Annotated in this window: 21 protein-coding genes, 4 pseudogenes and 1 riboswitch; of the genes and pseudogenes, 15 read left to right on the top strand and 10 right to left on the bottom strand. The window is 68.2% G+C overall.

Annotated elements, in window-relative coordinates; translation table 11 throughout:
• Positions 1 to 28: 28 nt before the first annotated feature.
• Positions 29 to 874: an MIP/aquaporin family protein gene (locus tag NRF20_RS04365; protein ID WP_266355146.1), complete on the bottom strand. Its 846-nt coding sequence runs from the start codon at positions 872 to 874 to the stop codon at positions 29 to 31.
• Positions 875 to 1,037: 163 nt separating this feature from the next.
• Positions 1,038 to 1,283 (bottom strand): annotated as a pseudogene (locus NRF20_RS04360) (MarR family transcriptional regulator); the annotation flags it as partial.
• A gap of 339 nt (positions 1,284 to 1,622) precedes the next feature.
• Here NRF20_RS04360 and NRF20_RS04355 point away from each other — a divergent pair.
• Positions 1,623 to 1,895, top strand: coding sequence for a hypothetical protein (locus NRF20_RS04355; RefSeq protein ID WP_398631614.1), 273 nt, complete (start codon positions 1,623 to 1,625; stop codon positions 1,893 to 1,895).
• Between the two features lie 100 nt (positions 1,896 to 1,995).
• On the top strand, positions 1,996 to 2,661 hold the full coding sequence (locus tag NRF20_RS04350; protein WP_398631615.1) for a DUF305 domain-containing protein: 666 nt from the start codon (positions 1,996 to 1,998) through the stop codon (positions 2,659 to 2,661).
• A gap of 287 nt (positions 2,662 to 2,948) precedes the next feature.
• Here NRF20_RS04350 and NRF20_RS04345 read toward each other — a convergent pair.
• A pseudogene (locus tag NRF20_RS04345) lies at positions 2,949 to 3,690 on the bottom strand (ATP-binding cassette domain-containing protein); the annotation flags it as partial.
• 120 nt (positions 3,691 to 3,810) lie between these two features.
• Positions 3,811 to 4,425, bottom strand: a pseudogene (locus NRF20_RS04340) (ATP-binding cassette domain-containing protein); the annotation flags it as partial.
• A 711-nt stretch (positions 4,426 to 5,136) separates the two neighbouring features.
• Positions 5,137 to 5,322: riboswitch (cyclic di-AMP (ydaO/yuaA leader) on the top strand.
• 4 nt (positions 5,323 to 5,326) lie between these two features.
• Between NRF20_RS04340 and NRF20_RS04335 the strand changes: the two are divergent.
• Positions 5,327 to 6,064 (top strand): LysM peptidoglycan-binding domain-containing protein, encoded by a 738-nt coding sequence (locus NRF20_RS04335; protein WP_413752037.1) that lies wholly within the window; start codon positions 5,327 to 5,329, stop codon positions 6,062 to 6,064.
• A gap of 136 nt (positions 6,065 to 6,200) precedes the next feature.
• Here NRF20_RS04335 and NRF20_RS04330 read toward each other — a convergent pair whose 3' ends face one another.
• The 3 genes from NRF20_RS04330 to NRF20_RS04320 all read right to left on the bottom strand — a co-directional run bounded on the left by NRF20_RS04330 (position 6,201) and on the right by NRF20_RS04320 (position 7,514).
• The gene (locus NRF20_RS04330) at positions 6,201 to 6,851 is read right to left on the bottom strand and encodes a DUF2461 family protein (protein WP_398631616.1); all 651 of its coding nucleotides are present in this window, start codon (positions 6,849 to 6,851) and stop codon (positions 6,201 to 6,203) included.
• A gap of 202 nt (positions 6,852 to 7,053) precedes the next feature.
• The gene (locus NRF20_RS04325) at positions 7,054 to 7,200 is read right to left on the bottom strand and encodes a hypothetical protein (protein WP_398631617.1); all 147 of its coding nucleotides are present in this window, start codon (positions 7,198 to 7,200) and stop codon (positions 7,054 to 7,056) included.
• Entirely contained in the window at positions 7,197 to 7,514 is a 318-nt protein-coding gene (locus NRF20_RS04320; protein ID WP_398631618.1) for a hypothetical protein, read from the bottom strand. The genes NRF20_RS04325 and NRF20_RS04320 overlap by 4 nt, the downstream gene beginning before the upstream one ends.
• A 349-nt stretch (positions 7,515 to 7,863) precedes the next feature.
• Between NRF20_RS04320 and NRF20_RS04315 the strand changes: the two genes are divergently transcribed.
• Positions 7,864 to 9,261, top strand: a complete 1,398-nt coding sequence (locus NRF20_RS04315) for an APC family permease (RefSeq protein ID WP_398631619.1) — start codon at positions 7,864 to 7,866, stop codon at positions 9,259 to 9,261.
• Between the two features lie 56 nt (positions 9,262 to 9,317).
• On the opposite strand, the gene NRF20_RS04310 is transcribed toward NRF20_RS04315, so the two are convergent.
• Genes NRF20_RS04310 through NRF20_RS04300 form a run of 3 tightly spaced genes read right to left on the bottom strand, consistent with a single transcriptional unit; the run spans position 9,318 to position 12,531 of the window.
• Positions 9,318 to 10,340 carry a TolB family protein gene (locus tag NRF20_RS04310; protein WP_413752036.1) on the bottom strand — a complete coding sequence of 341 codons (1,023 nt, stop codon included), beginning with the start codon at positions 10,338 to 10,340 and terminating at the stop codon, positions 9,318 to 9,320.
• Positions 10,337 to 11,635, bottom strand: coding sequence for an MFS transporter (locus NRF20_RS04305; protein WP_413752035.1), 1,299 nt, complete (start codon positions 11,633 to 11,635; stop codon positions 10,337 to 10,339). The genes NRF20_RS04310 and NRF20_RS04305 overlap by 4 nt, the downstream gene beginning before the upstream one ends.
• Positions 11,636 to 11,640: 5 nt before the next feature.
• Complete coding sequence (locus tag NRF20_RS04300; protein WP_398631622.1) at positions 11,641 to 12,531, bottom strand: alkaline phosphatase family protein; 891 nt, start codon at positions 12,529 to 12,531, stop codon at positions 11,641 to 11,643.
• Between the two features lie 301 nt (positions 12,532 to 12,832).
• On the opposite strand from NRF20_RS04300, the gene NRF20_RS04295 reads away from it, so the two are divergent.
• The 11 genes and pseudogenes from NRF20_RS04295 (at position 12,833) to NRF20_RS04245 (ending at position 24,142) form a co-directional block, all read left to right on the top strand.
• On the top strand, positions 12,833 to 13,912 hold the full coding sequence (locus NRF20_RS04295; RefSeq protein WP_398631623.1) for an NAD(+)/NADH kinase: 1,080 nt from the start codon (positions 12,833 to 12,835) through the stop codon (positions 13,910 to 13,912).
• 74 nt (positions 13,913 to 13,986) lie between these two features.
• Entirely contained in the window at positions 13,987 to 14,640 is a 654-nt protein-coding gene (locus NRF20_RS04290; protein WP_398631624.1) for an HD domain-containing protein, read from the top strand.
• 221 nt (positions 14,641 to 14,861) lie between these two features.
• Positions 14,862 to 15,020: a hypothetical protein gene (locus tag NRF20_RS04285; RefSeq protein ID WP_398631625.1), complete on the top strand. Its 159-nt coding sequence runs from the start codon at positions 14,862 to 14,864 to the stop codon at positions 15,018 to 15,020.
• Between the two features lie 214 nt (positions 15,021 to 15,234).
• A pseudogene (locus tag NRF20_RS04280) lies at positions 15,235 to 15,447 on the top strand (phosphotransferase); the annotation flags it as partial.
• 112 nt (positions 15,448 to 15,559) lie between these two features.
• A complete protein-coding gene (locus NRF20_RS04275) occupies positions 15,560 to 15,928 on the top strand; it encodes a hypothetical protein (protein ID WP_398631626.1) in 369 nt (122 codons plus the stop codon).
• Between the two features lie 294 nt (positions 15,929 to 16,222).
• Positions 16,223 to 17,134, top strand: a complete 912-nt coding sequence (bla, locus tag NRF20_RS04270; RefSeq protein WP_398631653.1) for a class A beta-lactamase — start codon at positions 16,223 to 16,225, stop codon at positions 17,132 to 17,134.
• Positions 17,135 to 17,309: 175 nt separating this feature from the next.
• Complete coding sequence (locus tag NRF20_RS04265) at positions 17,310 to 18,170, top strand: Gfo/Idh/MocA family protein (protein ID WP_413752034.1); 861 nt, start codon at positions 17,310 to 17,312, stop codon at positions 18,168 to 18,170.
• 139 nt (positions 18,171 to 18,309) lie between these two features.
• On the top strand, positions 18,310 to 20,511 hold the full coding sequence (locus tag NRF20_RS04260; RefSeq protein WP_413752033.1) for an MMPL family transporter: 2,202 nt from the start codon (positions 18,310 to 18,312) through the stop codon (positions 20,509 to 20,511).
• A 5-nt stretch (positions 20,512 to 20,516) separates the two neighbouring features.
• Complete coding sequence (locus NRF20_RS04255) at positions 20,517 to 21,698, top strand: sensor histidine kinase (RefSeq protein WP_398631629.1); 1,182 nt, start codon at positions 20,517 to 20,519, stop codon at positions 21,696 to 21,698.
• Position 21,699: 1 nt separating this feature from the next.
• Complete coding sequence (locus NRF20_RS04250) at positions 21,700 to 22,353, top strand: response regulator (RefSeq protein WP_398631630.1); 654 nt, start codon at positions 21,700 to 21,702, stop codon at positions 22,351 to 22,353.
• Between the two features lie 847 nt (positions 22,354 to 23,200).
• Positions 23,201 to 24,142: a sterol desaturase family protein gene (locus NRF20_RS04245; RefSeq protein ID WP_413754524.1), complete on the top strand. Its 942-nt coding sequence runs from the start codon at positions 23,201 to 23,203 to the stop codon at positions 24,140 to 24,142.
• Positions 24,143 to 24,185: the final 43 nt, after the last annotated feature.

The raw sequence follows: 24,185 nt of genomic DNA, 5'->3' as shown, positions 1-24,185 counted from the left end.
GAATCCCCGCTCGATGAAGAACCGGGCGTCATTCCTCCGATGGCATGGGGATGGTGCCCTCCGGCTCCGCCTCCGCGGTGGGCAGGAAACGGCCGACAAGGATTTTGTAGAGGAACGCACCGACCAGGCCACCCGCGAACGGGCCCACAATGGGCACCCAGTAGTAGAAGTTCCCGTACTGGTCCCGCCACGCTCCTCCGTAGCCGGTGAGGAAACTCGCGAGCCGGGGCCCGAAGTCACGGGCCGGATTGATCGCGTACCCGGCATTGGTGCCCCACGCCATACCGATGCCCACCACGATGAGGCCCACGATGAACGGTCCGAGATTGGCGCCCGGTGGCTTATTGAGAAGATCCGTGACCGCGAAGATCAGCAACACAAGAATGGCGGTTCCGATGACCTGGTCCCGCAGCGCCCCCCATTCGTGAACCGGAAGCGCGGGGTTCCCGTTGGCGGGCAGCGTCGAGAAAACGAATTGCGTCTTGATCGTGTGCCCCGGGTCCGCCTTCGCCAGGGCCTCGGTGTAATTCCATCGCACCACGAGTGCCCCGACGAACGCTCCTGCGAGCTGCGCGAGTGCGTAGGGTGCCACCTTCTTCCAGGGAAAATCCTTGAAAGCGGCAAGCGAAAGAGTCACAGCGGGATTGAGGTGTGCTCCGCTCAGCCTGCCCGCCACATAGATACCCAGAGTGACTCCGAGCCCCCATGCCCAGGCGATGCTGTCGTGATTTCCGAGACCCCCAGGCGGGTCGGTGAGTGCTCCGCCGGCCACGACCTGGGCCACCACACCACAGCCGAAGAGGATGAGAATCATCGTGCCGAGGAACTCCGCCGAGAGCTCCCCGACGATTCCCGACATCTTGAGCCGCTCCATGGGGATCTCGCTTCCTGTCGAGTCACCACCGTTGGCGGCATAGATCCACATATGAGCGTAGACGCAGGGGGTTGGTTCCGCATTTGGTGGTCATGTGGTGGCGGAAGCCGTGCGGTCGGCGCAGGGCTCGCCTCGTGAAGGGGCCCGAACCAGGGCCTGGCTGTCAGTCCACGTCGACGTTGTCGAAGAGTTCGAGCATGCTGCTGAGCACCCGCACGCAGGCCGTCACGTCGGCGTCGGTCAGGTTCCCGTCCACCTGGCGCAGCAGGGCCTGCTCTCGGGCGAGGGCGGCGGTGATCGCCGCCCTGCCGCCGTCGGTCAGCCGGATCGACGAAGACCGCTGGTGAGCGGGGTTCGGGATGACCTCGATCAACTGCCCCGCCGCGGCGTCGTTGACCACGCGACTGACCGGGCGCGCGTCGAGTGGAGGGCTGCACCGGTCCACGTGTCTCCGGATTCAACGGGCGGCGGCAGCCACCACACCGCCTGTTCCCGCGGCAAGGTGTCCGGACGGTGCGGGGTGCGACGGGGCGGGGAAACCCTGCGGGGGTATCCTCGGGCTCGTACCGCAGGACCGTACGACCGAGAATTCGAGGCAGCCGTGGATCGCAGACGGACGCGCACACCGGGAGCGTCCCGGCTGCTCGTGCTGTGTGCCGTCCTGTGCGGACTGTTCCTCATGCATGGGGCCCCCGCGAGCGCCGCCGAGGGCTGCCACGGCGCAATGGCCGTGACTCCGGAAGCGCCCATGCCCACGACGACGGGTGCCGACCACACAGCCTTGACGGATGCGCACGGCACCGCCCACGTGGCCGCCGCCATGCCAGGGATGAACGGCGAGTCGTGCGTATCCACCCACGCCCGCGATCGCCTGCTGCCGCTCCTCATGTCGCTGGGCCTCGTGGTCCTGGCCGTATGGGTGCTCGGGCGGCGACGTACGGCGGTGCGCGGACCGGCACGGCGGGGTCCGCCGTTCGCCGGCAGGGATCTACTGCTCCAGGTGTGCATCGCGCGGACGTGACAGGTGTCCGCCGGCTCCGGTCATCAGGCCGGACCGGCCTGATGATCCTGTCCCTTTCGCGCGCCACGGACGTGGCGCATCCACCTGGAAAGAACGTGTGATGTCCGCTTCCCTGTCTTCCCCTGCCCGCCGCCGCGCGCTCGCGGCCGCCGGCATCGTCGCCTCACTCGCTCTGGTGCTGGCGGCCTGCGGCTCCTCCGAAGGATCCAAGATCGACGGCTCGTCCATGCCCGGCATGGACCACGGCTCCTCCGCGCCTGCCACCCCCGGCAGTGCGTTCAACGACGTGGACGTGAAGTTCGCGCAGCAGATGATCCCGCACCACCAGCAGGCGATCGAGATGGCGAAGCTGGCCGGCGGCCGCGCCGCCGACCCCGAGATCAAGGAGTTGGCAGCCGCGATCGAGAAGGCCCAGGATCCCGAGATCAACACCATGAAGGGCTGGCTGACGTCCTGGGGCAAGCCGCTTCCCTCGGCCTCGGCCTCGATGGGGGACATGCCCGGCATGGACCACGGCTCGGACGGTTCGGGAATGCCCGGGATGATGTCCGACAAGGACATGAGTGACCTCGAAGCCGCCAAGGGCAAGGACTTCGACAAGAAGTTCGCCCAGCTCATGATCGGCCACCACGAGGGCGCGGTCACCATGGCCGAGGACGAGCAGAAGAACGGCAGCAACGCCGACGCGAAGAAGCTCGCCGGCGCCGTAATCACGGCCCAGACCGCCGAGATCGAGAAGATGAACAAGATCATCTCCAGGCTCTGACCCCTGGCAGGGGGTGCGGGCCTTCGTCATGCTGAAGGCCCGCATCCCTCCCGTACGTCCGAGGGGCCGGACCAGCCCGGCCTCTCGGACGTAGGCGGCCGCTCAGTCCGCTCCCGGTGTTGCGAGCAGGTCGCCCACCTCCTCCGCGGTGGTGTCCCGGAGCTCCTCCGCGAGGAGCAGCCAGCGGGTGATGCCGACCGATTCGAGGAACGGCAGGTCGTGGCTGGCGATCAGCAGCGCACCCTCGTAGGACTCAAGTGCGCTGGTCAGCTGTCGCACGCTGGCGATGTCGAGATTGTTGGTCGGCTCGTCCAGCATCAGCAGCTGCGGGGCCGGCGCGGCGAGCATCGTCGCCGCGAGCGCGGCGCGGAAGCGTTCCCCGCCCGAGAGGGTGCCCGCCGGCTGTTCCGCGCGTTTCCCCTGGAACAGGAAGCGCGCGAGCTGGGAGCGGATGTGGTTGTCGGTGACCCCGGGAGCCATGCGGGCGACGTTCGCCGCGACGCTCAGCTCCTCGTCCAGCACATCCAGCCGCTGTGGAAGGAACCGCAGCGGTACGAACGTCCTGGCCTCGCCGGACAGCGGAGCCAGCTCGCCGGTGAGGGTGCGCAGCAGTGTCGTCTTGCCGGCGCCGTTGCGCCCGACGAGCGCGATCCGTTCGGGACCGTGCACATGGAGGTTGCCCTCGTGCAGTCTGCCGAACCGGGGACGCAGTTCGTGCAGGCTCAGCACGGTACGTCCGGTGGGAACGGCGGTGTGGGGAAGGCTCACCCGGATCTCGGCGTCGTTACGGATCGCGTCCGCGGCCTCTTCGCGGCGCTCGCGCGCCTCACTCAGCCGGTCCTCCTGGAGGCCGCGAAGCTTGCCCGCCGACTCCTGCGCGGACCGCTTCCGCCCGCCGGCGAGGATCTTCGGGAGCCGCCGCTCGGCCTCGATCTTCCTGCCGTGCCGCTGACGGCGCGCCAGCTTCACATGGGTCTCCTCCAGCTCGCGCTTCTGCCGGCGTACGTCAGCCTCGGCGGCCCGCAACATCCGCCCGGCGGCTTCCTGTTCGGTGGCCAGGGCTTCTTCGTAGGCGGACCAGCCGCCTCCGTACCAGTTCACGGATCCGGAGCGCAGTTCGGCGACGCGGTCCACGCGCTCCAGCAGTTCGAGGTCGTGGCTCACCACGACCAGGACACCGGAGCGCCAGGAGTCGACGGCCTCGTAGAGCCTGCGGCGAGCGAGAACATCGAGGTTGTTGGTCGGTTCGTCCAGCAGGAGAACGTCGGGATGCTCCAGCAGCAGTGCGGCCAGGCGCAGCAGGACGGTCTCCCCGCCGGACATCTGGCCCACGGTGCGGTCCAGTTCGACATCGCCCAGTCCGAGTGACCCCAGTGTTGCGAGGGCTCGTTCCTCGACGTCCCAGTCGTCGCCGATCGTCTCGAAGTGTTTCTCGTCCACATCCCCGGCTTCGATAGCGCGCAGCGCAGTGCGCCGCCCGGCGATGCCCAGGGTCTCGTCCACACGCAGCGTCGTGTCGAGCGTGATGTTCTGAGGGAGGTGGGCGAGGCTGCCACCGACGGTCACCGAGCCCTGGGAGGGGCGCAGTTGGCCGGCCAGCAGTCGCAGAAGTGTCGACTTGCCCGAGCCGTTGGTCCCGACGAGACCGGTGCGGCCGCGGCCGATACTGAGGGAGAGCCCGTCGAAGACGGTCGTGCCGTCCGGCCACTGGAAGGACAGGGCGGAGCAGGTCAGAGAGGCGCTGGGGGCGGTGGGTGTCGCCATGGTGATCCTCGCAGTCGCAAGCGCGGTGAATGGGGGCTTCGTATGCGAGCACCACGCAGCGACCGAACCGAGAGGGAGGTGCGGCGGTCCGAAAGATCGAGGGACGGCTCATGCACCGAGGTCGCATCCACGCGGGGTCACGGGCAGGACTGAACACTGCTACTGCGTGACGGGCGTACGGCTGAAGCCGTACGGCGCGATGATCGCGAACCTCAGATGCGCAACGTCCACCTCTATCGGAGACAACAGAGCCGTTGGAAACGATAACGGCCCGGATGGCGAAAGGCAAAGCCTCGATGTCGTGTGGGGGAGCGCGACGAGCGCCCCGCGGACCGGTCGGCCGGGAGGCGGGAGGTCGTGGAGCCCTGTCGGGTGCGGTCGGCCCGAGAGGCATCCGGATCGACATACGAATGTCCCAGTATGGGTGATTTGCTTAGAATTGATCTCTTGGTCAATAAAGGGGCACTTGGGGGGGGTTGTGACTCTTGGGCGCTGACCGAATTGCCCGTTTTGGGAATCTCGTGGTGTGAGTCACATTCGGAGTTCAAGACGCCGTGGCGCGCTGCTCGGTTCCCTTCTGTGCAAGGAAATTTGGCTTCGCGGTGTGAAGTGGATTACTGCCAATTCCGTGATTCGATCTTGCGAATGAATTGTGATCCAAAAATAGGGGCTTGTTCCTTTCGGCGTTTCTCGCCTACGGTCACCGTCAATCCGGACGGAACGCCGAATCCTGCCGCCGTCCGGCAATCCGACCACTCATGTACGGCAGGAACGGGGGACCCAGGTAAGTCGCCGATCCGGTATCCGGAACGGCTCGGGGTGAAGCCGCATTCGTGTGCGGCCGGACATCTTCAGTCCGAACCCGACAGCTCACCTCGTAGGCGACGGAGAGGAATTCGCTATGTCTGCAACGGGTATCCACCGTCGTCGTAAGTCCACTTCGCTGACCCGCGGTCTCATCGTCGCGACCACGGGCGGAGCCGCTCTCGTGCTTCCGCTGGTCGGTGCCGGCTTCGCCTCGGCCGCGCCGGCGCAGTCCAAGGCTGCGGCGTCGACCGTCGCCACCGTCAAGGAAAAGACCGCGCAGAAGGCCGCGCCCACCATCTATTCCGTGATCGCCGGCGACACCCTCTCCAAGATCGCGCGGGGGCATTCGCTCAGCGGTGGCTGGAAGAAGCTGTACGAGGACAATCGAGAGATCGTCGGCGACAACCCCGCAGAGATTCGCCCGGGCATGAAGCTGACAATCGGTGCCCAGGCCGAGTCCAAGACTTCCGCGACTGTCACTGCCGCACCGGCCGCGACGCCCGCGACGTACACGAACGATCTGAACGGCTGGATCAAGGAGTCGCTGGCGGTCATGGCCAAGCACGGTATCCCCGGCAGCTACGACGGAATCCACCGCAACGTCATGCGCGAGTCCTCCGGCAACCCCCTGGCCATCAACAACTGGGACTCGAACGCCGCCAAGGGCACGCCGTCCAAGGGCCTCCTCCAGATCATCGACCCCACGTTCCGGGCCTACCACGTGCCCGGTACGTCGATGGACAGCTACGACCCGATCGCCAACATCACCGCAGCGTGCAACTACGCCGCTGACAAGTACGGCTCCATCGACAACGTGTTCGGGGCCTACTGACGCACAGCAGCGCCGCTGGCGGTTCAGTACCGACGGGTGACCAGGGGCTGGACAAGCCCCTGGGAAGGGACCGCACCCGTCGGTCAGGGGCCGCCTTTCGGCCGCTCACCCGCGTGGACAGCATGCGGAGGCGACGTTATGTGGGGCGTCGGCGGGAGCCGGGAACGGTCACATGGCCGGCGAGCCAGGAGAGCAGGGGCTCCAACTCCTGCGCTGCTCGGAGCACGGCGTCGACCAGCGCCGACGTGTGCTGCGCGCAGTCCCCACCGAGCGGACGGGCAGCGGAGACCGAGCGGTACCGGAGCAGGTCGGCACGGGGATGACCGGCGTCATGGCCGCGCGGCATGCGCTTCATGGTGTCACCGGTGATCTCGTACCCCTGAGCCCCCAGCGCCTCGATGGCACACACCAGTTCGGGGCCACTGCCCTGCGCGGCAACGGCCGTACGGAACAACGGGACCTGCCCCGGGTCGGGGTAGGTCCAGCCGCCCTTGATGCGGAGCCCGTCGAGGTCGAAGCGGAGGCCGATCTCGACGTTGCGTGCGATCCGGATCACCGCCCCTTGGTGCTGCCACCACCAAGGGTCCTTGCGGAACCCCCAGACGGAGAAGTCCTCGTACGCCTGGTCCGCGTCGGCCACATCGTTCAGCAATGCGATCATGGGCTGCCGTACGAGACGCTCCCGGTCCTTTCGGCGCTTCTCGCGAGCTTCTTGCGAGGGCATGCCCTCCAACTGCAGGAGCAGCTCGAACGCTTGCTCTGTCCAGCCGCTGAATGCTCTTGTCACGCGAGAGATCCTAGCGATCCGGGACTTGAGGGTGCGCGTGCACCGGGCCCTGAGCCGAAACCGTGCCCGGCTTGCCCGTCGCCTGCATCGCTGCTGGTGCCCCGGTTCCCGGGAGCGCGGGTGCGGTCGAAACCCCCGGCTACCGCATCAAGGTGACCGAATCGTCGGTCACCATCGTCGGCCATGCCACGGCCATGACGAGCTACCGGCCGAGCCTGCGCCGGGACTGCCGGCCGATGAACTCGATCATCAGCCCGGGACGGATCGATGTCCCCGACCGGAGTGCCACGACCGTCCCGAACGGAACGGTGATCGCGGCCCGGCGCGCGCCCGCCGACGTAGCCCTCACTCCTGGGCGCTCTCCGTCGGCTGCTCCGGCTTCTGTGGCGGAGGCCTCGGAACCGTGGCCGCCGACCCCTCCCGGACGGACTCCACCACCGCCTCGTGAAGGCGCCGGCTGTCGTCCTCCGAGCAGCACGGCACCGGGCTGCCCGACATGGTGAACCAGTCGATCGCACCCGTGTACTGCACGGTGACCTGGGCCGTGTCATCGGCCCAGGTCGTGTGGACGGTCAGGTCTCCGGACAGGACGCCGACCTCCTCCGTGAGCACGCCACCGTGCCCGGAGAACACACCGCGAGTCGTCCATGACGCCCAAGCCATGTCTCCAGGCTGGCATCAAGACCGTGGATGCGCGACCCGCGGCCATCCGCGCATCGCGGCGCTCCAGGACGCCCGCACCCTTCCGGAATCTGGAATGGGCGAAACTTTGCACCGGATCCTGCTGCGGTTCCCGCACCCGCCGATCCCCATACAATGACGCACTCTTAACGCCAAATCGTCAGATCTGCTCGCCGAAACAACGAATTCCGAAGGTGAACGCCTCTTGACCTGCGGAACTCGTCAGGATTGCATGTCGCGCTGGGAGCGACGAAACCACTCACCACGTCCTCGTCTGGAGGCGATACCGCTCCCGCGCTCAGACACCGCACCTGTTGATCGGAATCGCACGATGACCGAAACGCTCAGCGCTCCCCAGGCGCTCGCCCCAGCGACCGGCCCCACTCCACAGAAGCTCAAGCGTTCCATCGGCGTCGTGGGCGGGACGCTGCTCACGCTCTCCTGCGTGACGCCCGCTTCGACACTCTTCGTGGTCGTACCCGACCTGTTCTCCAGCCTGGGCACGTACACCGCCCTCACCATCGCCATCGGCTCGCTGCTCTGTATCGCGGTCGCCTTCTGTTACTCGGAGCTGGGCACCCTCATACCGAGCGCGGGAGGTGAGTACGCCATGGTGTCGACCATGGCGGGACGGCTGGCCGGGTGGCTCGTCTTCGTGCTCTCCCTGCTGGTCGTGATGATCGTGCCCCCGGTCATCGCCATGGGGACGGCCGACTATCTCGCTCCCGTCGTGCACATTCCGGCTCCCGCCGCGGGCGCCGGGGTCATGGTCCTCGCCACTCTCGCCGGTCTCCTGGACCTGCGCGCCAACGCGTGGATCACCGGGATCTTCCTCGTCCTCGAAGTGATCGCGGCGGGTGTCGTCGCCGTTCTCGGCTTCGCGCACTCCGAGCGTGGGGCCTCCGCGTTGGTGCACGGGTCGGTCGCCTCGTCGGGCAGCACGACCTCCACGGTCACCGCGATGATGGTGGTCTCCGGGCTCGCGATCGCGCTCTTCATCACCCAGGGGTTCTCCACGGCTGTCTACCTCTCGGAGGAACTGGAGAACCCGCGGCGCAACGTGGCCCGCACCGTGCTCGCCACCCTCGCCATCTCCACTGCGGTCATCCTCGTCCCGGTCATCGCGATCACGCTCGGCGCCCCGGACCTCGCGACCCTGACCTCGGGCGACCTCAACACCATGGTCGCCGCCTGGTCGAACTCGGCCGTCGGTACGTTCGTCAGCCTCTGCGTGGCCCTCGCGATCATCAACGCGGGCATCGTCATGGTCATCCAGAACTCACGGGTCCTGTTCGCCTCCGCCCGTGACAAGGCGTGGCCCGAGCCGATCAACAACGCCCTGTCCCGACTCGGCCGGTTCGGCTCCCCGTGGGTGGCGACCCTGGTCGTCGGCGTCCCCGGCGCGGCGCTCTGCTTCGTCAACCTCGACACCCTGTACGGCGTCACCGGCGTCTCCGTCACCGGCATGTACCTGCTGGTCGCGGTCGCCGCCCTGCTCTGCCGCCGCGGCACGCACCGCGAGGCACCGGCCTGGCGCATGCCCCTGTGGCCTGCGATTCCCGTACTGCTCATCGCCGTGCTCGCGTACATCCTGACCCAGCAGGAGACCGAGTACCTGCTGTGGACCGGCGGGATCACAGCGGTCGCCACGCTCTACTGGGCGCTGTATCTGCGGCCCCGCCGGGACACCCGCTGGCTGGTCACTATTCCGGAGGACGCGCAGTCCTGACCGGATGACCGGGACTCGCGACCCGCGTCCCGCACTCTGCCCGGCCCGCTGAGCCGTCACCCCGGATAGGCCGGGGCGACGGCGGAGGTCATCAGCCGGCGGGCCGCACCGGTGCCGTCGGCCGGGACGGTCCACAGGTCCGAGCCGTAGTCGCCGGGGAGGGCGTAGACGAGGGTGGAGTCGTCCGCCCATACCGCCTGGTCGTCGATGTTGCGCCGCTCGGCGGTCGCAGTCTGTGACATGCGGCGCAGATCGAGCACATACAGCCGCCACGGGGCGTCGGGCGAGGCTCCCGGGACGCGCTTCTTGTAGGCGATGCGGGTGCCGTCCGGCGAGAGCGAAGGGCATTCGACGTTCCCGTGCAGGGTGGTGAGGGTGCGGGCGGTGACGTCGCCCCGGACGAGGTAGGTCCGGCCGTGGGTCGCCAGGGTGGCGTAGAAGCGGGTGTCATCGGCGAACGTGACACCCCAGATGTTGATGTCCGAGGCGTGGTAGCGCCTGCCGTCCTTGGTGACGGTGTACGTCTCCAGGTTGTCGTCGATCGCCCAGGTGCGGGTATCGACGATGGCGGTGCGGGTGGAGAAGTCGGTCCCCGCGTAGGAGTCCCCGCTGACGAAGACCGTCCAGGCGACCAGATGGCCGGACGGTGCGACCCGGGCGCGGGTGGGAATGCCGGCTGCCGGGAAGCGGTGCAGCTCATGGAGGCGCGAGTCGAGTACGACGGCCCGATAGGTGTCCTGAAGCGCGCCGCGCCGGGCCTGCAGACAGATGCCGGTACCGGCAGCGGCGTGGAAGCGCAGGCATGTGACGCCGGACACGGTCCGCGCACCGTTCGGCCGGTCGGCGGGCACGGTGGCGATCTCGTCGCGGTGCGGGCCCCAGGCCAGGTTGCGTACCAGCAACTGACGCTCTCCGGCCGTCCGGAGCGAGACGGTACCGCTCCGGACAGGGGGACCACCCGCCTGCTCCTGGTCGCGTCCGTCGGACCGGTCCGCGGCATGCAGCACCGCAGCGGTCCCGGCCGTCCCGAGCAGCAGGACGGCGAGGAGCAGGGTCACCAGGCGGCTGGTTCGGCTCATGCGGACACCTCATCCGTGTCACGGTCTGCGGAACACTGCGCGTCACGATCGGTGCCGCGGAGGACGATCGAGGCTGTCAAGGCACTCACGGCCAGCGCGGCGGCCGTGACGGCGAGACTCGTCCGTCCGCCCCACAGGCTCCAGGCGGAGCCGAACGCCAGTGAGCAGGCGAACCTTCCCAAGGCCTGACCGGTGCCCACCAGCGCCTGCCCGGCGCCCTGGTGCTCTGCCGGGACGACCCCTGCGGTGGCGGCGGCGAGCACCCCGTCGGTGGCGGCGTAGAAAGCGCCGTGCAACACCAGCACGGCGATCAGCACCGGGGCACCCTGCAGCGGGGCCAGTACCAGGCCGTACCCGAGCAGCAGGCTGCCGTGGCCCGCCAGGAACAGCCGACGGCGGCCGGTGCGGTCGGCGAGCACGCCCATGGGTACGGCGAGCAGCAGGAAGACGGCGGCCGTGCCGAGCGGGAGCAGCGGGAAGAGCTGGGCGGGCAGCCGCAGTTCGCGCTGGAGCAGCAGATAGAGGAACGAGTCGCTGACCGTGGTGAGGCCGAGCAGGGTGGCGCACAGGGTGAGCCTGCGCAGTCCGGGGCGGCGCAGCAGGGCGACCGAGTCGCGCAACGCGGGGCGGTTCCGGGACGGCTCGGTGTCCTTCGGAGCGATCTGCCCGGGCACGAAGAGCACCAGCACGAGGACCCCGAGCGCGGCCACGCAGCCGCTCACCGCGAAGACCGCGTCGTAGCCGTCGACAGCGGCCCGGAGAACGGCGAAGGCCGCCAGCGGTCCGAGCAGGGCACCCGTGGTGTCCATGGCGCGGTGCACGCCGAACGCTCTGCCCCGGTGCTCGGGCCGGCTGGCCAGCGAGATCATCGCGTCCCGGGGCGCGGTTCGCAGCCCCTTGCCGGTGCGGTCCACCGCGAGCACGGCACTGATCACGGGAAGGCTGTGGGCGAACAACAGCACAGGCTTGCAGAGCGCGGACAGACCGTAACCGATGCCCGCCACCGACTTGTGCCGGCGGCCACCACCCCGGTCGGCGAGGTGACCGCCGGAGAGTCGTACCAGGGCGCCGACGCCGTTGTTGATGCCGTCCAGCACACCGAAACCGAGCGGCGACAGGCCAAGGACGGTGACCACATACAGCGGCAGGACAGCGCTGACCATCTCCGAGGAGATGTCCGTGATCAGGCTGACGGCGCCGAGAGCAAGGACGGTGCCGGGTAACGCCGCCGGCCGCCGCCCCGGACGGGTGCCCGGGGCGGCGGCTTCGGCTTTGCGGGAGTCTGCGAGATACACAGACGTCAGTTCCAGATGCCGGAGATGTCGGACGCCGAGGCCGCATTGCCGGCGTGCGTCGTCAGGCCGGCCAGGTCCTCCAGGGTGCGGAGCACGTTGTAGTGGTTGTAGGTGGCACCGCTGGAGCTGCCGGGGGTGACGTGCTGACCGTAGAAGACGGTGGGGATGCGGTTCCCCGACAGCTTGTTGTCCTCGTCGAACGTGACGACCAGGAGGCTGTTGTGGGTCTTGGCCCAGTCGGCATAGGCGCCCAGCTTGTTCTTGATCCACGTGTCACCGGTGGAGACCGAGCAGTCGTGCATGTCGCTGCACAGGTTCGGTACGACGAATGAGACCTTCGGCAGGGCGGTGAAGTCGGCCGGGAACTGCGTCATGGTCTTCGCCGTGCTGGTCGGCACATTGGAGAAACCGAACCAGGGGTTGTGCTTCTGGGCGTAGTCACCGCTGCTGCAGACGGTCGAACCCTGGCTGGGCAGCGTCTCGTTGTAGCTTGCCCACGTCTTTCCGGCGGCGATCAGCTCGGAGGCGAGATTGGGCGCGGACAGGGAACCGACGCCCACGCAACTGTCGTCGGTGCGGCCCTGGTTGGAGCCGGAGAACAGCATGTAGTAGTTCGGCTCGCTGGGGTGGGTCAGCCCGAAGGACTGGGTGAGGTCGGCGCCACCCGCCTTGAGAGTGTTGTTGATGTACGGGGCGCCGGAGGCGCCGATCACCTGGGTGTAGGCGTGGTTCTCCATCACCACGACCACCACATGATCGGGGGCCGGGAGACCGGCGGCCTGTGCGGTGGAACCGGTGGTGGCCCAGAGGCCGATCGAGGCGGCGGCGAGAGCCACGGCCCCGGCCAGCGCGGTGAGGGAGCGTCGGCTGTGCCTGGACGCCTGGACTGCGGTCATGACTGTCCTCCGGACAGAAGTGACGAGCACACGGGTGTGGGGCGTCGCAACCCTAGGAGCCACCGGGTGGACTCGGCCGCGTCCCGTGCATGAAGAGCAGGCGAACCTTTCCCCATCATTCTGCCGCGCGGTGGGCGGACCACGCTGCGCCCGCAGCGGCCCGATCACGCTGCCCTCCCAGGGGCCCGATCGCCTGACCGGGAACGGTCTGTCGGCCCGGCGACGTAGCCGGCACACCCATGGACCATCAAGGTGGGACCAGGACATCGCGACATCGTCGGAGTACGGGAGCCGGAGCGAGATGAGTGTCGAGCGGGTGGGAGTCGTCGTCCACCAGGGCCGTCCCGAGGCCGTTGCCGCGGCGCGCGTCGTACGCGACTGGTGTGCGGGCGAAGCCGTTCCGTGCACGGACATCGACGTGTGGCGCGGCGACGCGCGCCGTCGCGGCGGACGGGAGGAGGCCGATGTCGCGGGCAACCCCGATCTCATCGTGACGCTCGGAGGCGACGGCACGTTTCTGCGCGGCGCCAGGATCGCGGCCAAGAACCACGCCGCCGTCCTCGGGATCGACCTGGGCCGGGTCGGCTTCCTGACCGAGGTGCCGGCCGAGGACGTCGTCCGGGCGCTCGACGCCGTCCACCGCGGGCGGGCCGACGTCGAGGAGCGCATGACGCTGACGATGAGGACCTCTCGCGTACTTGAAGTGCCCAAGGACATCGACGCCCTGATGGGCTACGGACGCCGTCCGATGCTGCCCCCACCCCATGTCGACCTGGAGGCGGAGGCCGCGGCGGAGGGCTGGGGCGTGGCGCTGGATGTCACGGCCCTCAACGACGTCGTCGTGGAGAAGCTCGCGCGCGACCGGCAGGTGAGTCTCGGCGTCTATATCGGCGGCCGGCTCCTCGCCTCGTACTCGGCCGATGCCGTCATCATGGCCACCCCCACCGGGTCGACCGCCTACAGCTTCGCCGCAGGCGGTCCGGTGGTCTCACCACGTATGGACGCCGTCCTCTTCACACCCGTCGCACCGCACATGACCTTCAACCGCACAGTGGTCGTTGCGCCGGACGAACCGGTCGCGGTGCGGGTCCTGCCCCATTCGGGGCAGGGCGCGGTCACGATCGACGGCCAGCTGCGCGGCGTACTGGATGCCGGAGACTGGCTCGGGGTGTACGCGGCCCCCCGTCGTCTGCGCGTCATCAGGCTCGGCCCGCACGATTTCTACGGGCGGCTGCGCACCCGCCTTCGCCTCACGGACGCTCCGGCCACGGCCGCCGACGGGGAGAGCGCGCCTCTGTTCCGTCCCGACGGCCCGATCCCGCACGACCTGGCCCATCTCCATTTCTCCACGGCGGACAGGGACGAGGAAGCCGGTGGCTGACCGGGCGGGGGAGAGCCGAAGGCTGAAGAATCGGTGAAGAAGAGCCGACACGTCGTACCACCGAAGGAGTTCACATGCCCAGCAGTGCCGACCTCCCTGCCGCCACCGGAGTGACGGTGCCCGACACCAAGGTGGCCGCCGCGGCCACCGAGCTGGTGCGTGACACGACCGACGACCTGATCTACCACCATTCCCGCCGGGTCTACTTCTTCGGCAGCCTGCAGGGGCAGAACAAGGGGCTGAGCTTCGACCCGGAGCTTCTCTACGTCGGAGCCATGTTCCATGACCTGGGCCTCAACGAGGAGTTCCGCGGGAGCGGGCGCCGGTTCGAGGTGGACAGCGCCGACGAGGCACGGAGATTTCTGCAGAGCCACGGCGTGCCCGAGGACAGCATCCGCCGCGTCTGGACGGCGATCGCGCTCCACACGACGCCGGGAGTTCCACAGTTCATGGAACCCGAGGTCGCCCTCGTGACCGCGGGGGTGGAGTACGACGTGCTCGGCATCGGATACGCCGACATCGGCGACGCGGACCGTGCGTCGATCGTCGCCCTCCATCCCCGCCCCGACTTCAAACAGCGCATTCTCCGGGCCTTCACCGAAGGCATCGAAGCCAAGCCGGACACCACTTTCGGCAATGTGAAGGCCGATGTGCTGGAGCGTTACGTACCCGGGTTCAAGCGGGGCAACTTCGTGGACACCATCCTGGATTCCCCCTGGCCGGAGTGAGGCTCCCACAGGGCACGCAAGTCGGTGGACGCCTTCGCCCGGGCGCACCATGATGGGCGGTCCGAGCTGCGGCTGTTCGTGGCGGACGAAAGCCGTGGCAGCCACCGGACGGGGGGTGTCCATGGGCGACAGGGCAGGCCGTACGGCTCCGAGCCCCGCTGCCCGCCTCCCGCGCCCCTACAACACCGGCTCTGCTCCGCGGGCCGATCTTCACGGCAGCTGTGCAGCTGGCCGTTCCGTTCACCGTGCGCCTGGGCGACTGGGCACTGAACACCGCGCCCGCGCCCTCGACCGCCGAACTGATGCTCCTCGCGGTGTGCTGCGCGGGGATCGCCCTCGTCACCGTCCAGCCGCACGACCGACTCGCCACCGCTGAGTGATCGCGAAGCGGTCCTCAACGACCTTGAACCGCACCGGGCTCAGCCGGCCGGTCCGTCCCCCGGTGAGAGGAGCGCATCGTCCCAGGCAGGGTTCCGGCCTCTTCGGCGGGCCACGCGTGCTTGTGGCGAACTCCGGTCGACAGGCGAGCCCGCGACGCACTGAGATGGCCTCTGCTGCCCGCCGCACGGAGCGGGCCGGACGCAGAAGGCGTTCTTGGCAACCGGGAGAGCCGCGGACACGCGCCCCGCGATCAATGCCGCACTGGTCAGTCGGCTGGTCGATACGCAGTTCCCGCAGTGGGCCGAGCTGCCCCTGAAGCTGCTCGATCCGGCCGGTTCGGACCATGTGATCTACCGGCTCGGCGACGAACTGACCGTCCGGCTGCCCCGCCACGCCGGGGCCGTCGGGCAGGCCAAGAAGGAGTCCGAGTTGCGACTGCGGTGACAGCTACCACTTCGCTCTCGATCGGACAGGGGAAGCCGGGGGCGGGGAGCATCCGGTCGTACGCCGTGACGGGCTGGACGGTGGTGAGTACCTGGTGGCCGAGTCCTTCGCCGGGTTTCTGGTTCAGGTGTCGCGGTTGCGCGGGCTCGGGGACGGCCCCAATCCGGCGGTCGCCCGTCTGTGGCGGTCGCCGCCGGGCGCGCTGCTCGACAACGGCGTTCTGGTTTACGGGCCGCACTGCCTCCAGGAACGCAACGAGACCTTCGAGGTGCCCGGGTACGCGCCCGACTGGGTGCTGGTCGGCGACGACAGCGGGGGCGGCGGACTGTTCATGCGCCGCCACGGTCGCGACCGCACCCGTGTGTACCGTCTCGATCTGGGCGCGATCGACGAGGACGTCGAAGCGGACGGCGACCTGATGACGGACGACCTGCTCGGCCGGCTGAGCGCGGGCCGGGCCTGACGGACCCCGGCCTGTGCGGGGTTGCCGGAGCCGGGCGCGGGGGGTCACACAGACCGGGGTCCGTCGTCTCCCAGGAGCCGCCCATCCCGCAGGTGACATCGTGACGTCGCAACGGCACCCATCGAGGAACCGGGCAGGCATACCTCTGATCCGCCACGGAGAACCAGTTGCCGGGTGACGGCAGCCGTACGGGAACAGGGCCTGGACGGGGCCTGCTCGCTTCGTGGTGCAACCGGTGGTCTGCCGGAAGCGTCGTGTACAGGCAGTACGACCGCACGAGCAGGAAGGCAGGAGATCTTGAAATCAAGCAGGGGTGCGTCACGCCGTGCAGTGCTCGCCGGTGGCCTGGGGGCGGCGCTGGCTGCTGTTCCCATGCCATCGGCCGCGGAGACCTTCGGCCCGGGGAGCGAGGCGGTGCGGAAGTTGCGCGACCTCGAACGGGAGCATGCCGCTCGGCTGGGGGTGTTCGGGTGGAACACGGTGACGGGCAGGAGCGTCCTCCACCGGGAGGAAGAGCGCTTCCCCATGTGTTCGACGTTCAAGACATTGGCCGTCGGGGCCGTCCTGAGGGACCTCGACCATGACGGGACGTTCCTTTCGAAAGTCATTCACTACACGAAGCAGGACATCAAGAGGTCGGGAGGTGCGCCGGTGACCGGTCTGCCCGAGAATCTTGCGCATGGGATGACGGTCGAGGATCTGTGCGGCGCGGCCATCTCGTACAGCGACAACACCGCGGCGAACCTCCTGATGGAAAGGCTCTGCGGACCGACGTCCGTGACTCGCTTCTGCCGGTCGATCGGAGACTCGGTGACCCGGCTCGACCGCTGGGAGCCGGAGCTGAACTCGGCGGAACCAGGGCGTGTGACCGACACCACCAGCCCTCGCGCCATTGGGAAGACCTACGCGCAGCTCGTCCTCGGGGGCGCGCTGGAGGCGGGGGACCGGAAGAGGTTGACCGGGTGGCTGCTGGCCAACACGACCGGCGGCAAACGCCTGCGCGCCGGCCTCCACGAGGACTGGTCCGTCGGCGACAAGACCGGCACCGGCAGCTACGGCACCGCGAACGACGTGGGCATCGTCTGGCCGCCCGGCCAAGGGCCGATCGTGATGGCTGTTCTGTCCACCAAGCACGACGCCGACTCCGAGGCGGACGACCCGTTGATCGCCGATGCAGCCGCCATCCTGGCAGCCGCCCTCAACTGACGTCCGGCGCGGCTGTACGGTCGGGCCCGTCGGGCCGGCAACCCCGCTCTGTCGGCGCAGCGCGGGGTTCCTGGCCCCTTGCGGGACGCTCAACTCAGCCACAGCACCAGGGGCGCCCTCCCTGTGCCGAGGAGTGCGCTCAACCTGCCTGTCACCGTGAAGGTAGCCTCTCCTGATGCGTATCGGGATCGTTGGCACCGAGAACACTCATGTCGACCACATCATCAGCCACCTCAACGTCCACGAGGCGGGCGGCGGCGCCCGCGTCGTGGCTCTCAGCGGCGGGCACAGCCGGCGCAACGACACACTCGCGTCCACCGGAGGGGTGGAAAAGATCGTCGACGAGCCCACCGGCCTGCTCGGACTGGTGGACGCCGTCATCGTCGCGGACCGGCACGGCGCGCACCACCGCGACCAGGCGACCCCCTTCCTGGCCGAGGGGCTTGCGGTATTCGTCGACAAGCCGCTGGCCTGCACCGTCGAGGACGCCCAGGCCATGATCGACACCGCGCTCGCCCACGACGCGCCGCTCACGTCATCCTCGGCGCTCCGCTGGATTCCCGACACCGATGCGCTGGTGGCCCGGACCGCGCGGGGCGGGCAACCGCACGTGGTCGTCACGTCCGGACCTGCCGATCCCGACGGCGAGTACGGCGGGATCTTCTTCTACGGCATCCACCCGGTGGACGTAGCTCTCCGCCTCGCCCCCGGTGAGATCTCCGACGTACGCACGGACACCACCGACACCACAGTCACCGCGTCATTCACCGCGGGCGGCACCCGTGTCCTTGTGAACTTCGTCAAGCCGAACGACACGCACCAAATCCCCTTCCACGCAATGGTGCTCACTCAGGACACCGTGGTCGAGCAGACTCTCACCCTCGACGCCCACTACTGCGTGCCGGGTCTCGAAGCGTTCCTGGAGATGGCCCGTACGGGCAGGCCACCGATCGGCCATGGGGATTTGCTGCGCCCCATCGAGGTTCTGGAGTCCGTCGCCGCTGCCCTGCGTACGCGGTCGGCCGGCCTTCGGTGAGGTGACGCACCTCGATCCACCTGGGCCTCGGCGGCCGCAGGGAAGTCTGAGGAGGCCCCTGTGTCCACCGACCGGTGGACATGCGGTTCAACCGGTAGAGGCTGCCGGCGGATTGGTCCTGCGGTCCAGCATTTGAGGCATGAGAAACCTCAATCGCCCAGTACGTATGGCTCGTTGGAGTGCCAGGCATCCGTGGCGCGCGATCACCGGCTGGTTCGTCTTCGTCATTCTGTGTCTCGGCGCCGGGATGGCCGCCGGCAGCAACGCGGCCACCACCGAGGACTTCTGGGTGGGGGAGGCGGGGCACGCCGAATCGATGGCGACCGAAGGCGGGCTGCAGCGCCGGCCCACCGAGCACGTGATGATTTCCTCCCGGTCCGGCCCACTGGACACGGCGGCGGCCGCTTCCGCGGTCCACGACCTGACAGGCCGGATGGCCGAGTTGCCCGAGGTCGACAGTGTGGCGGACCCGGTCCGCTCCGCGGACGGCACGACTCTGCGCGTCACGGTGGTCCTGAAGGGCCCGGAGCTGGACGGCAAGAAGAATGTCGTTCCGCTCCTCGGCCAGACGGCGAAGGTGGCCGCCGACCACCCGGGCCTCGTCGTGGAGGAGACCGGATCGCCCGCCATCAGCAAGGGCGTCAACGACCAACGTGGTGAAGACCTCGCCCTGTCGGAACGCATCACCCTGCCGGTCACGCTCGTCATCCTGCTGCTTGTCTTCGGCTCGGTGGTCATGGCCGGCGTGCCGCTGCTGCTTGCGCTCTCCTCGATCGCCGCCGCCCTGGGCCTGGCCATGGCGGCCTCCCACCTCCTCCCGGACGCCGGGGTCGGGACCAACATGATCCTGCTCATCGGTCTGGCAGTGGGCGTCGACTACACGCTCTTCTACCTCAAGCGCGAGCGCGAGGAACGGGTCCGCGCCGATGGCCGGCTCGGTCCCGAAGCACTGGTGGAGCTCGCGGCGGCAACAGCGGGCCGGGCCATCGTGGTCTCCGGTCTCGCGGTGATCGTCTCCACCGCCACCCTCTATCTCGCCACCGACGTCATCTTCTCCTCGCTGGCGACGGGCACCATCCTGGTCGTGGCGGTCGCCGTGATCAGCTCTCTCACCGTGCTTCCCGCACTGCTGGTGAAGACCGGTCATCGTACGGAACGCAGTGCCGCCAAGAAGGCCGCCCGGCGGGCGGGCCGGGGCAAGCCGGTGAAGCCCGAGAACGGGCGGGTGTTCGGCGCCCTGATGCGGCCCGCGCAGCGGCATCCCGCGATCACCCTGTGTGTATCCGTACTGGTCATGCTCGGCGTGGCCGCGCCGGCGCTCGGCCTGAAGCTCATCGACCCGGGCAAGGACACGTTCTCGCGCTCCATCCCGGCCATGCAGGTGTACGACCGGCTGACCGCGAAGTTCCCCGGACTTCTCGTCAAACACGAGGTCGTCGCCCGATCCGCCCCGGACCGGGCCGGACAGGTGAAGCAGGCTCTGGTGGAACTGGGCCGGCGGGCCCGGAAGGATCCGCTGTTCGCCCGGAACGCCGAGCCGACGGTACACACCTCGGCCGACGGGCGGATCAGTGTCCTTGAGCTGGCCGTGCCGTACCCAGCGCCCTCCGACCGGGCGATCGCGTCGCTGGACCACCTCCGTGAGAGGTATCTGCCCGAAACCGTAGGGAAGTTGCCCGGTGTGGACACGGCGGTGAGCGGCGATGTGGCCCGCGGCCGGGACTACGTGGCGCACGAGAACAGCAAACTGCCGATCGTCATCGGCTTCCTGCTGCTGTTGACCTTCGTGATGACCGTGGTGGCCTTCCGGTCGGTGATGATCGGTCTGATCGGCGTCGTCCTCAACCTGCTGTCCGCGGCTGCCGCACTCGGAGCACTGGTCGCGGTCTTCCAAGGAAGCTGGGCCGAGGGCCTCCTGGGCTTCGACTCCCTCGGCGCGATCGCATCGCGCGTACCGCTCTTCCTCTTCGTGATCCTCTTCGGCCTGTCGATGGACTACCAGGTGTTCGTGGTCAGCCGCATCAAGGAGGCCATGGAGGGCGGAATGACGGCCCGCGCCGCAGTGCTGGACGGCATCGGCCGGTCGGCGAAGGTGGTGACCAGCGCGGCGATGGTCATGGTCACGGTATTCGCCGCCTTCGGCTTCCTGCACCTCACCGAGATGAAGCAGATGGGCTTCTGCCTGGCCGTCGCGGTGCTGCTGGACGCGGTGGTCATCCGGATGATGATCCTGCCGTCGATCCTGCTGCTCCTCGGGGAACATGCCTGGTGGCCCCTGCGCCCCTCGCCGCGGGCAGCGAGCGCCGCCCGCACCACCCGCCCTCTCCAGAACGTAATCTGACCGGCATGCTTCAACGACCGCAGCGCGGCGACCCGTTCTGGATCTGGGTGCTCCACTGGTGGCAGTGTCTGTCCTGGGCACTCATCGCCCTCATCGGCCTGCTCACGCTCGTGAGCGACACTCCCACCGCTACCAAGTACGGGCTGCTGGCGCTGCTGGCCGTGCTCGCTCTCTGCTACGCGCTCGTGCGCGGCTTCCCCGGCAACCCGGTACTGAGCCCGTACGGCTATCTGTGCGTGCTGATCCTCGCACTGGGTGGTCTCTCCTACCTCGGGGACGGTTTCGGGGTGCTGTACACCGTGACGCTGGCGCAGTTCGTCATCTTCGTGAACAGCCCTCGGTCCGCGATCATCTACAGCGGGTTCGGTGCCCTGGCGATCACCGTCGGCGGCACCTTGAGGGAAGGCTGGGGAGCCGATGTCCTCACCACCAACACCATCTCGTCCCTCGGCGTCTACGCGGTGGGCGTGGTGATCGCGGTGCTGACGCCCAAGGCGCTGGACCTGCGGGACGAACGTGTCCAACTGCGCGAGGAGTTGAAGACAACCCAACTGGAACTGTCCGAGGTGTACCAGCGCCAGGGCGCGGCGGAGGAACGCGAACGCCTCGCCCGGGAGATCCACGACACACTCGCCCAGGGGTTCGCCTCCATCATCGTGCTCGCCGAGGCCGCCCGCTCCGGGCTCCACGGTGACCCCGACCGAAGTGCCCAGCAGCTCCAGTCCATCGAGCAGACCGCCCGGGAGAACCTCGCGGAGGCCAGGGTCCTGGTCGGTGCCGCGCCCCGCAGCGGCGTGGCCGGCGGATCGGTCGCCACGACACTCCGCCGGGCCCTGGACCGGTTCACCGAGGACACTGGGCTCACCGTCACGGCGGAACTGACGGACGTCGAGTGCGACCAGCCGACTCGAATCGCACTGCTGCGGTGCACCCAGGAGTCCCTGGCCAACGTCCGCAAGCACGCGTGGGCATCCGCAGTGGGCGTCGTCCTGGCACGGCACCCCCACGGCATCGAGTTGGAGATCACCGACGACGGATGCGGATTCGTGGTCGAGGAGTCCCACGGCTTCGGTCTGAACGGCATGCGCAGACGCCTCGCGGAATTCGGCGGCGGGCTCACCGTCACCAGCTCGGTCGGCGACGGCACCCGGATCCTCGTGACCATCCCCATGAACGGCCAGGTATGACATGACAGCTCCAACACTGACACCGAGCCCCCTGCGCGTCATTCTGGCCGATGACCATACGGTGATGCGCGCCGGGCTTGTCGCGCTGCTGGCCTCCGAACCAACCATCGACATCGTCGGCGAGGCCGGTGACGGCCGAGAGGCCGTGCGGCTCGTCGAGCAGTTCCAGCCGGACGTGGCACTCGTCGATCTGCGGATGCCGGTTCTCGACGGGGTGGGCGCCACCGCCGAGATCGTCTCGGGCCCCGGTCGGACCCGGGTGCTGATCCTGACCACGTACGAAACCGACGCGGACATCGAGCGCGGCGTGGAGGCGGGAGCAACCGGCTATCTCCTCAAGGACGCAACCCGCGACCAACTCGTCGAAGCGATCCACTCGGCCTCCCGGGGCGAGACCGTCCTCGCTCCGCGCGTCGCACAGCGGCTGGTGGCCAGAATGCGGCAGCCCGCGCCCGTGACCCTCACCCCGCGCGAGTCGGAGGTGCTCGACGCGGTGGCCGACGGACTGTCCAACGCGGAGATCGGCCGACGCCTGTTCATCGGGGAGGCCACGGTGAAGACCCACCTCCTGCGGATATTCGCCAAGCTCGACGTCAGTGACCGCACACGCGCGGTGGTTGTCGCCATGAACGCCGGCCTCCTCCACCGGCGTTAGACCCCGCCCCGGGTCACTGCCTCGGGGGTTCTACGGCTCCTCCCCGGATTCGCGCCACCCATCCGGTCCCCGAGGGTGCAACATCGGCACCGCTGACATGTAGTCAAGGACCGATGGGTTCCTCTGCCGGGCTCCGGCACCAGACGCTCAACCATCAACACCCTGCCCGACTACCGAGACCTCCAGTTGAGACGCTCTCCGACGCGGTCGCCGCCCTGGATACGGCGTTTATGAGCCACGGCAGACCCGATCACGAGTCCGGCGGTCCGATCACGATGCCCTCACAGCCCTGTGGGCCCCGCTGCATCGTCAGGACCGGGGCCGAAGCCACGCCGCCGTCCTGGCGGGCGAGCGGGATCCCGACCGGCAGGGAAGGCCGTTCCGGTCCGGGCGGCCTTGCCCATGTCTCCCCGGCCCGCGCCGACCAATCGAAGGATCCCCGCCCGGAAAGGGGGAACTATAAAGTCCCAATAGATTATCAGTATTACTAGTAACCCATTTGGCGGAGGTCGAATTATTCGCATTCCGCCCGGCTGGTCCGTCTGTTCATTGAAAATTGGACGGAGTGGCGAATATTGCCCTGAGGTCCGACACATCATGACGAGGCTTGAATCAGACGGTTGAGGGAGCCGGAGAGGGAAATGCAAACAGAGCGGGTTCGCACGGCGGCCCCGCTCGGGTTTGCCGGGTCCTTAAGGCGGTTCACATCAGTCTCCAGGTACAAATTCTTCGATGCGTGACAACTGACGTCCGAAGCGTCGGTCCAGCGCGCCCGCAGGAAGTCGTCAGTTCCTCCTTCGTGGTCTGTGCATTCTTCTGTACTGGTTCCTTCGTAAAGGTGCTGCGGATGGAAAATTGCGAACCACTGCCCGGTGGCGATCCGGAGAAGGATTCCGTTCCGGCGCAGCGGGAGAGAGCGCTCGTACTCTCGGCGCGCGGTGTTCTCCGCGTGCTGGCTTATCCGTTCCTGCTGGTGGCCGCAGTTTCGGTGGCCGCGGCAGCGCTGTGTCTCGACTGGGATCCAGAGCGCGTGAGCCCGCTCTTCCTGATCGGCACCATCGCCTACCTCACCGTTCTCGAACGTCTGATTCCGTATCAGCGCACCTGGCACCCGAGCCCCAGCGAATGGCGTTGGTACGGCATCTACTTCCTGCTGACGATGGCGGCCAGCGCCCTGGCGCAATATGCGGTCACTGCGGCCGTCTCCGTGGTGACGCCCGACGAACCGGTGCTCAATCTCTGGGCCGAAATACCCGCAGCCCTGCTGACCGGATCGCTGGCCAGTTATCTTGTGCACCGACTGGGTCACGCCAACCCGATATTGTGGCGACTGCACGGTGTGCACCATGTGCCGCAGAAAGTCAACGTCGCCAATAACGGTGTCAATCACGTTCTCGACATCGTCCTTGCGCAGGGGGCAGTGCAACTGGCTCTGGCGTTGGTCGGGTTCTCCCATGGTTCTGTCTTCGTCGTGGGTCTTTTCGTCGCTGCCCAGGGCTATTTCGTCCATGCCAACATCGACGTGCGCATCGGCCGGCTCAATCATGTGCTCGCCAGTCCCGAACAACACCGCCTGCACCACAGCACCAGCCTGTCCGAGGCGGGCCACTACGGCTCGGATCTGTCGATCTGGGACCACCTCTTCGACAGCTACACCTGGCGGCCCGGCCGTGAGCCGATCGCGGTCGGAATCGGCGATCCCGAGTCGTTCCCCCCTACCGGCGAGATCACCAGCACCCTTCTCCACCCCTGGCGCCGTGCGAAGAGGGCCGGGCCCGGTTCCGCCTGACCGCTGCTCTTCTTCGGGAAACCGCACTGCCCTCCCGCATCCA

Source organism: Streptomyces sp. R-74717, from assembly GCF_047305335.1.
Classification (GTDB): domain Bacteria; phylum Actinomycetota; class Actinomycetes; order Streptomycetales; family Streptomycetaceae; genus Streptomyces; species Streptomyces atratus.
The sequence above is the reverse complement of the archived record's forward strand: the minus strand, read 5'-3'. Positions and strand labels throughout refer to the sequence as shown.

Bases quoted from the DNA above. Each gene is read 5' to 3' on its own strand.
- NRF20_RS04365 (WP_266355146.1), bottom strand. From the start codon at position 874: ATGGAGCGGCTCAAGATGTCGGGAATCGTCGGGGAGCTCTCGGCGGAG.
- NRF20_RS04355 (WP_398631614.1), top strand. From the start codon at position 1,623: ATGCCCACGACGACGGGTGCCGACCACACAGCCTTGACGGATGCGCAC.
- NRF20_RS04350 (WP_398631615.1), top strand. From the start codon at position 1,996: ATGTCCGCTTCCCTGTCTTCCCCTGCCCGCCGCCGCGCGCTCGCGGCC.
- NRF20_RS04335 (WP_413752037.1), top strand. From the start codon at position 5,327: ATGTCTGCAACGGGTATCCACCGTCGTCGTAAGTCCACTTCGCTGACC.
- NRF20_RS04320 (WP_398631618.1), bottom strand. From the start codon at position 7,514: ATGGCTTGGGCGTCATGGACGACTCGCGGTGTGTTCTCCGGGCACGGT.
- NRF20_RS04315 (WP_398631619.1), top strand. From the start codon at position 7,864: ATGACCGAAACGCTCAGCGCTCCCCAGGCGCTCGCCCCAGCGACCGGC.
- NRF20_RS04310 (WP_413752036.1), bottom strand. From the start codon at position 10,340: ATGAGCCGAACCAGCCGCCTGGTGACCCTGCTCCTCGCCGTCCTGCTG.
- NRF20_RS04300 (WP_398631622.1), bottom strand. From the start codon at position 12,531: ATGACCGCAGTCCAGGCGTCCAGGCACAGCCGACGCTCCCTCACCGCG.
- NRF20_RS04295 (WP_398631623.1), top strand. From the start codon at position 12,833: ATGAGTGTCGAGCGGGTGGGAGTCGTCGTCCACCAGGGCCGTCCCGAG.
- NRF20_RS04290 (WP_398631624.1), top strand. From the start codon at position 13,987: ATGCCCAGCAGTGCCGACCTCCCTGCCGCCACCGGAGTGACGGTGCCC.
- NRF20_RS04265 (WP_413752034.1), top strand. From the start codon at position 17,310: ATGCGTATCGGGATCGTTGGCACCGAGAACACTCATGTCGACCACATC.
- NRF20_RS04260 (WP_413752033.1), top strand. From the start codon at position 18,310: ATGAGAAACCTCAATCGCCCAGTACGTATGGCTCGTTGGAGTGCCAGG.
- NRF20_RS04255 (WP_398631629.1), top strand. From the start codon at position 20,517: ATGCTTCAACGACCGCAGCGCGGCGACCCGTTCTGGATCTGGGTGCTC.
- NRF20_RS04250 (WP_398631630.1), top strand. From the start codon at position 21,700: ATGACAGCTCCAACACTGACACCGAGCCCCCTGCGCGTCATTCTGGCC.
- NRF20_RS04245 (WP_413754524.1), top strand. From the start codon at position 23,201: ATGGAAAATTGCGAACCACTGCCCGGTGGCGATCCGGAGAAGGATTCC.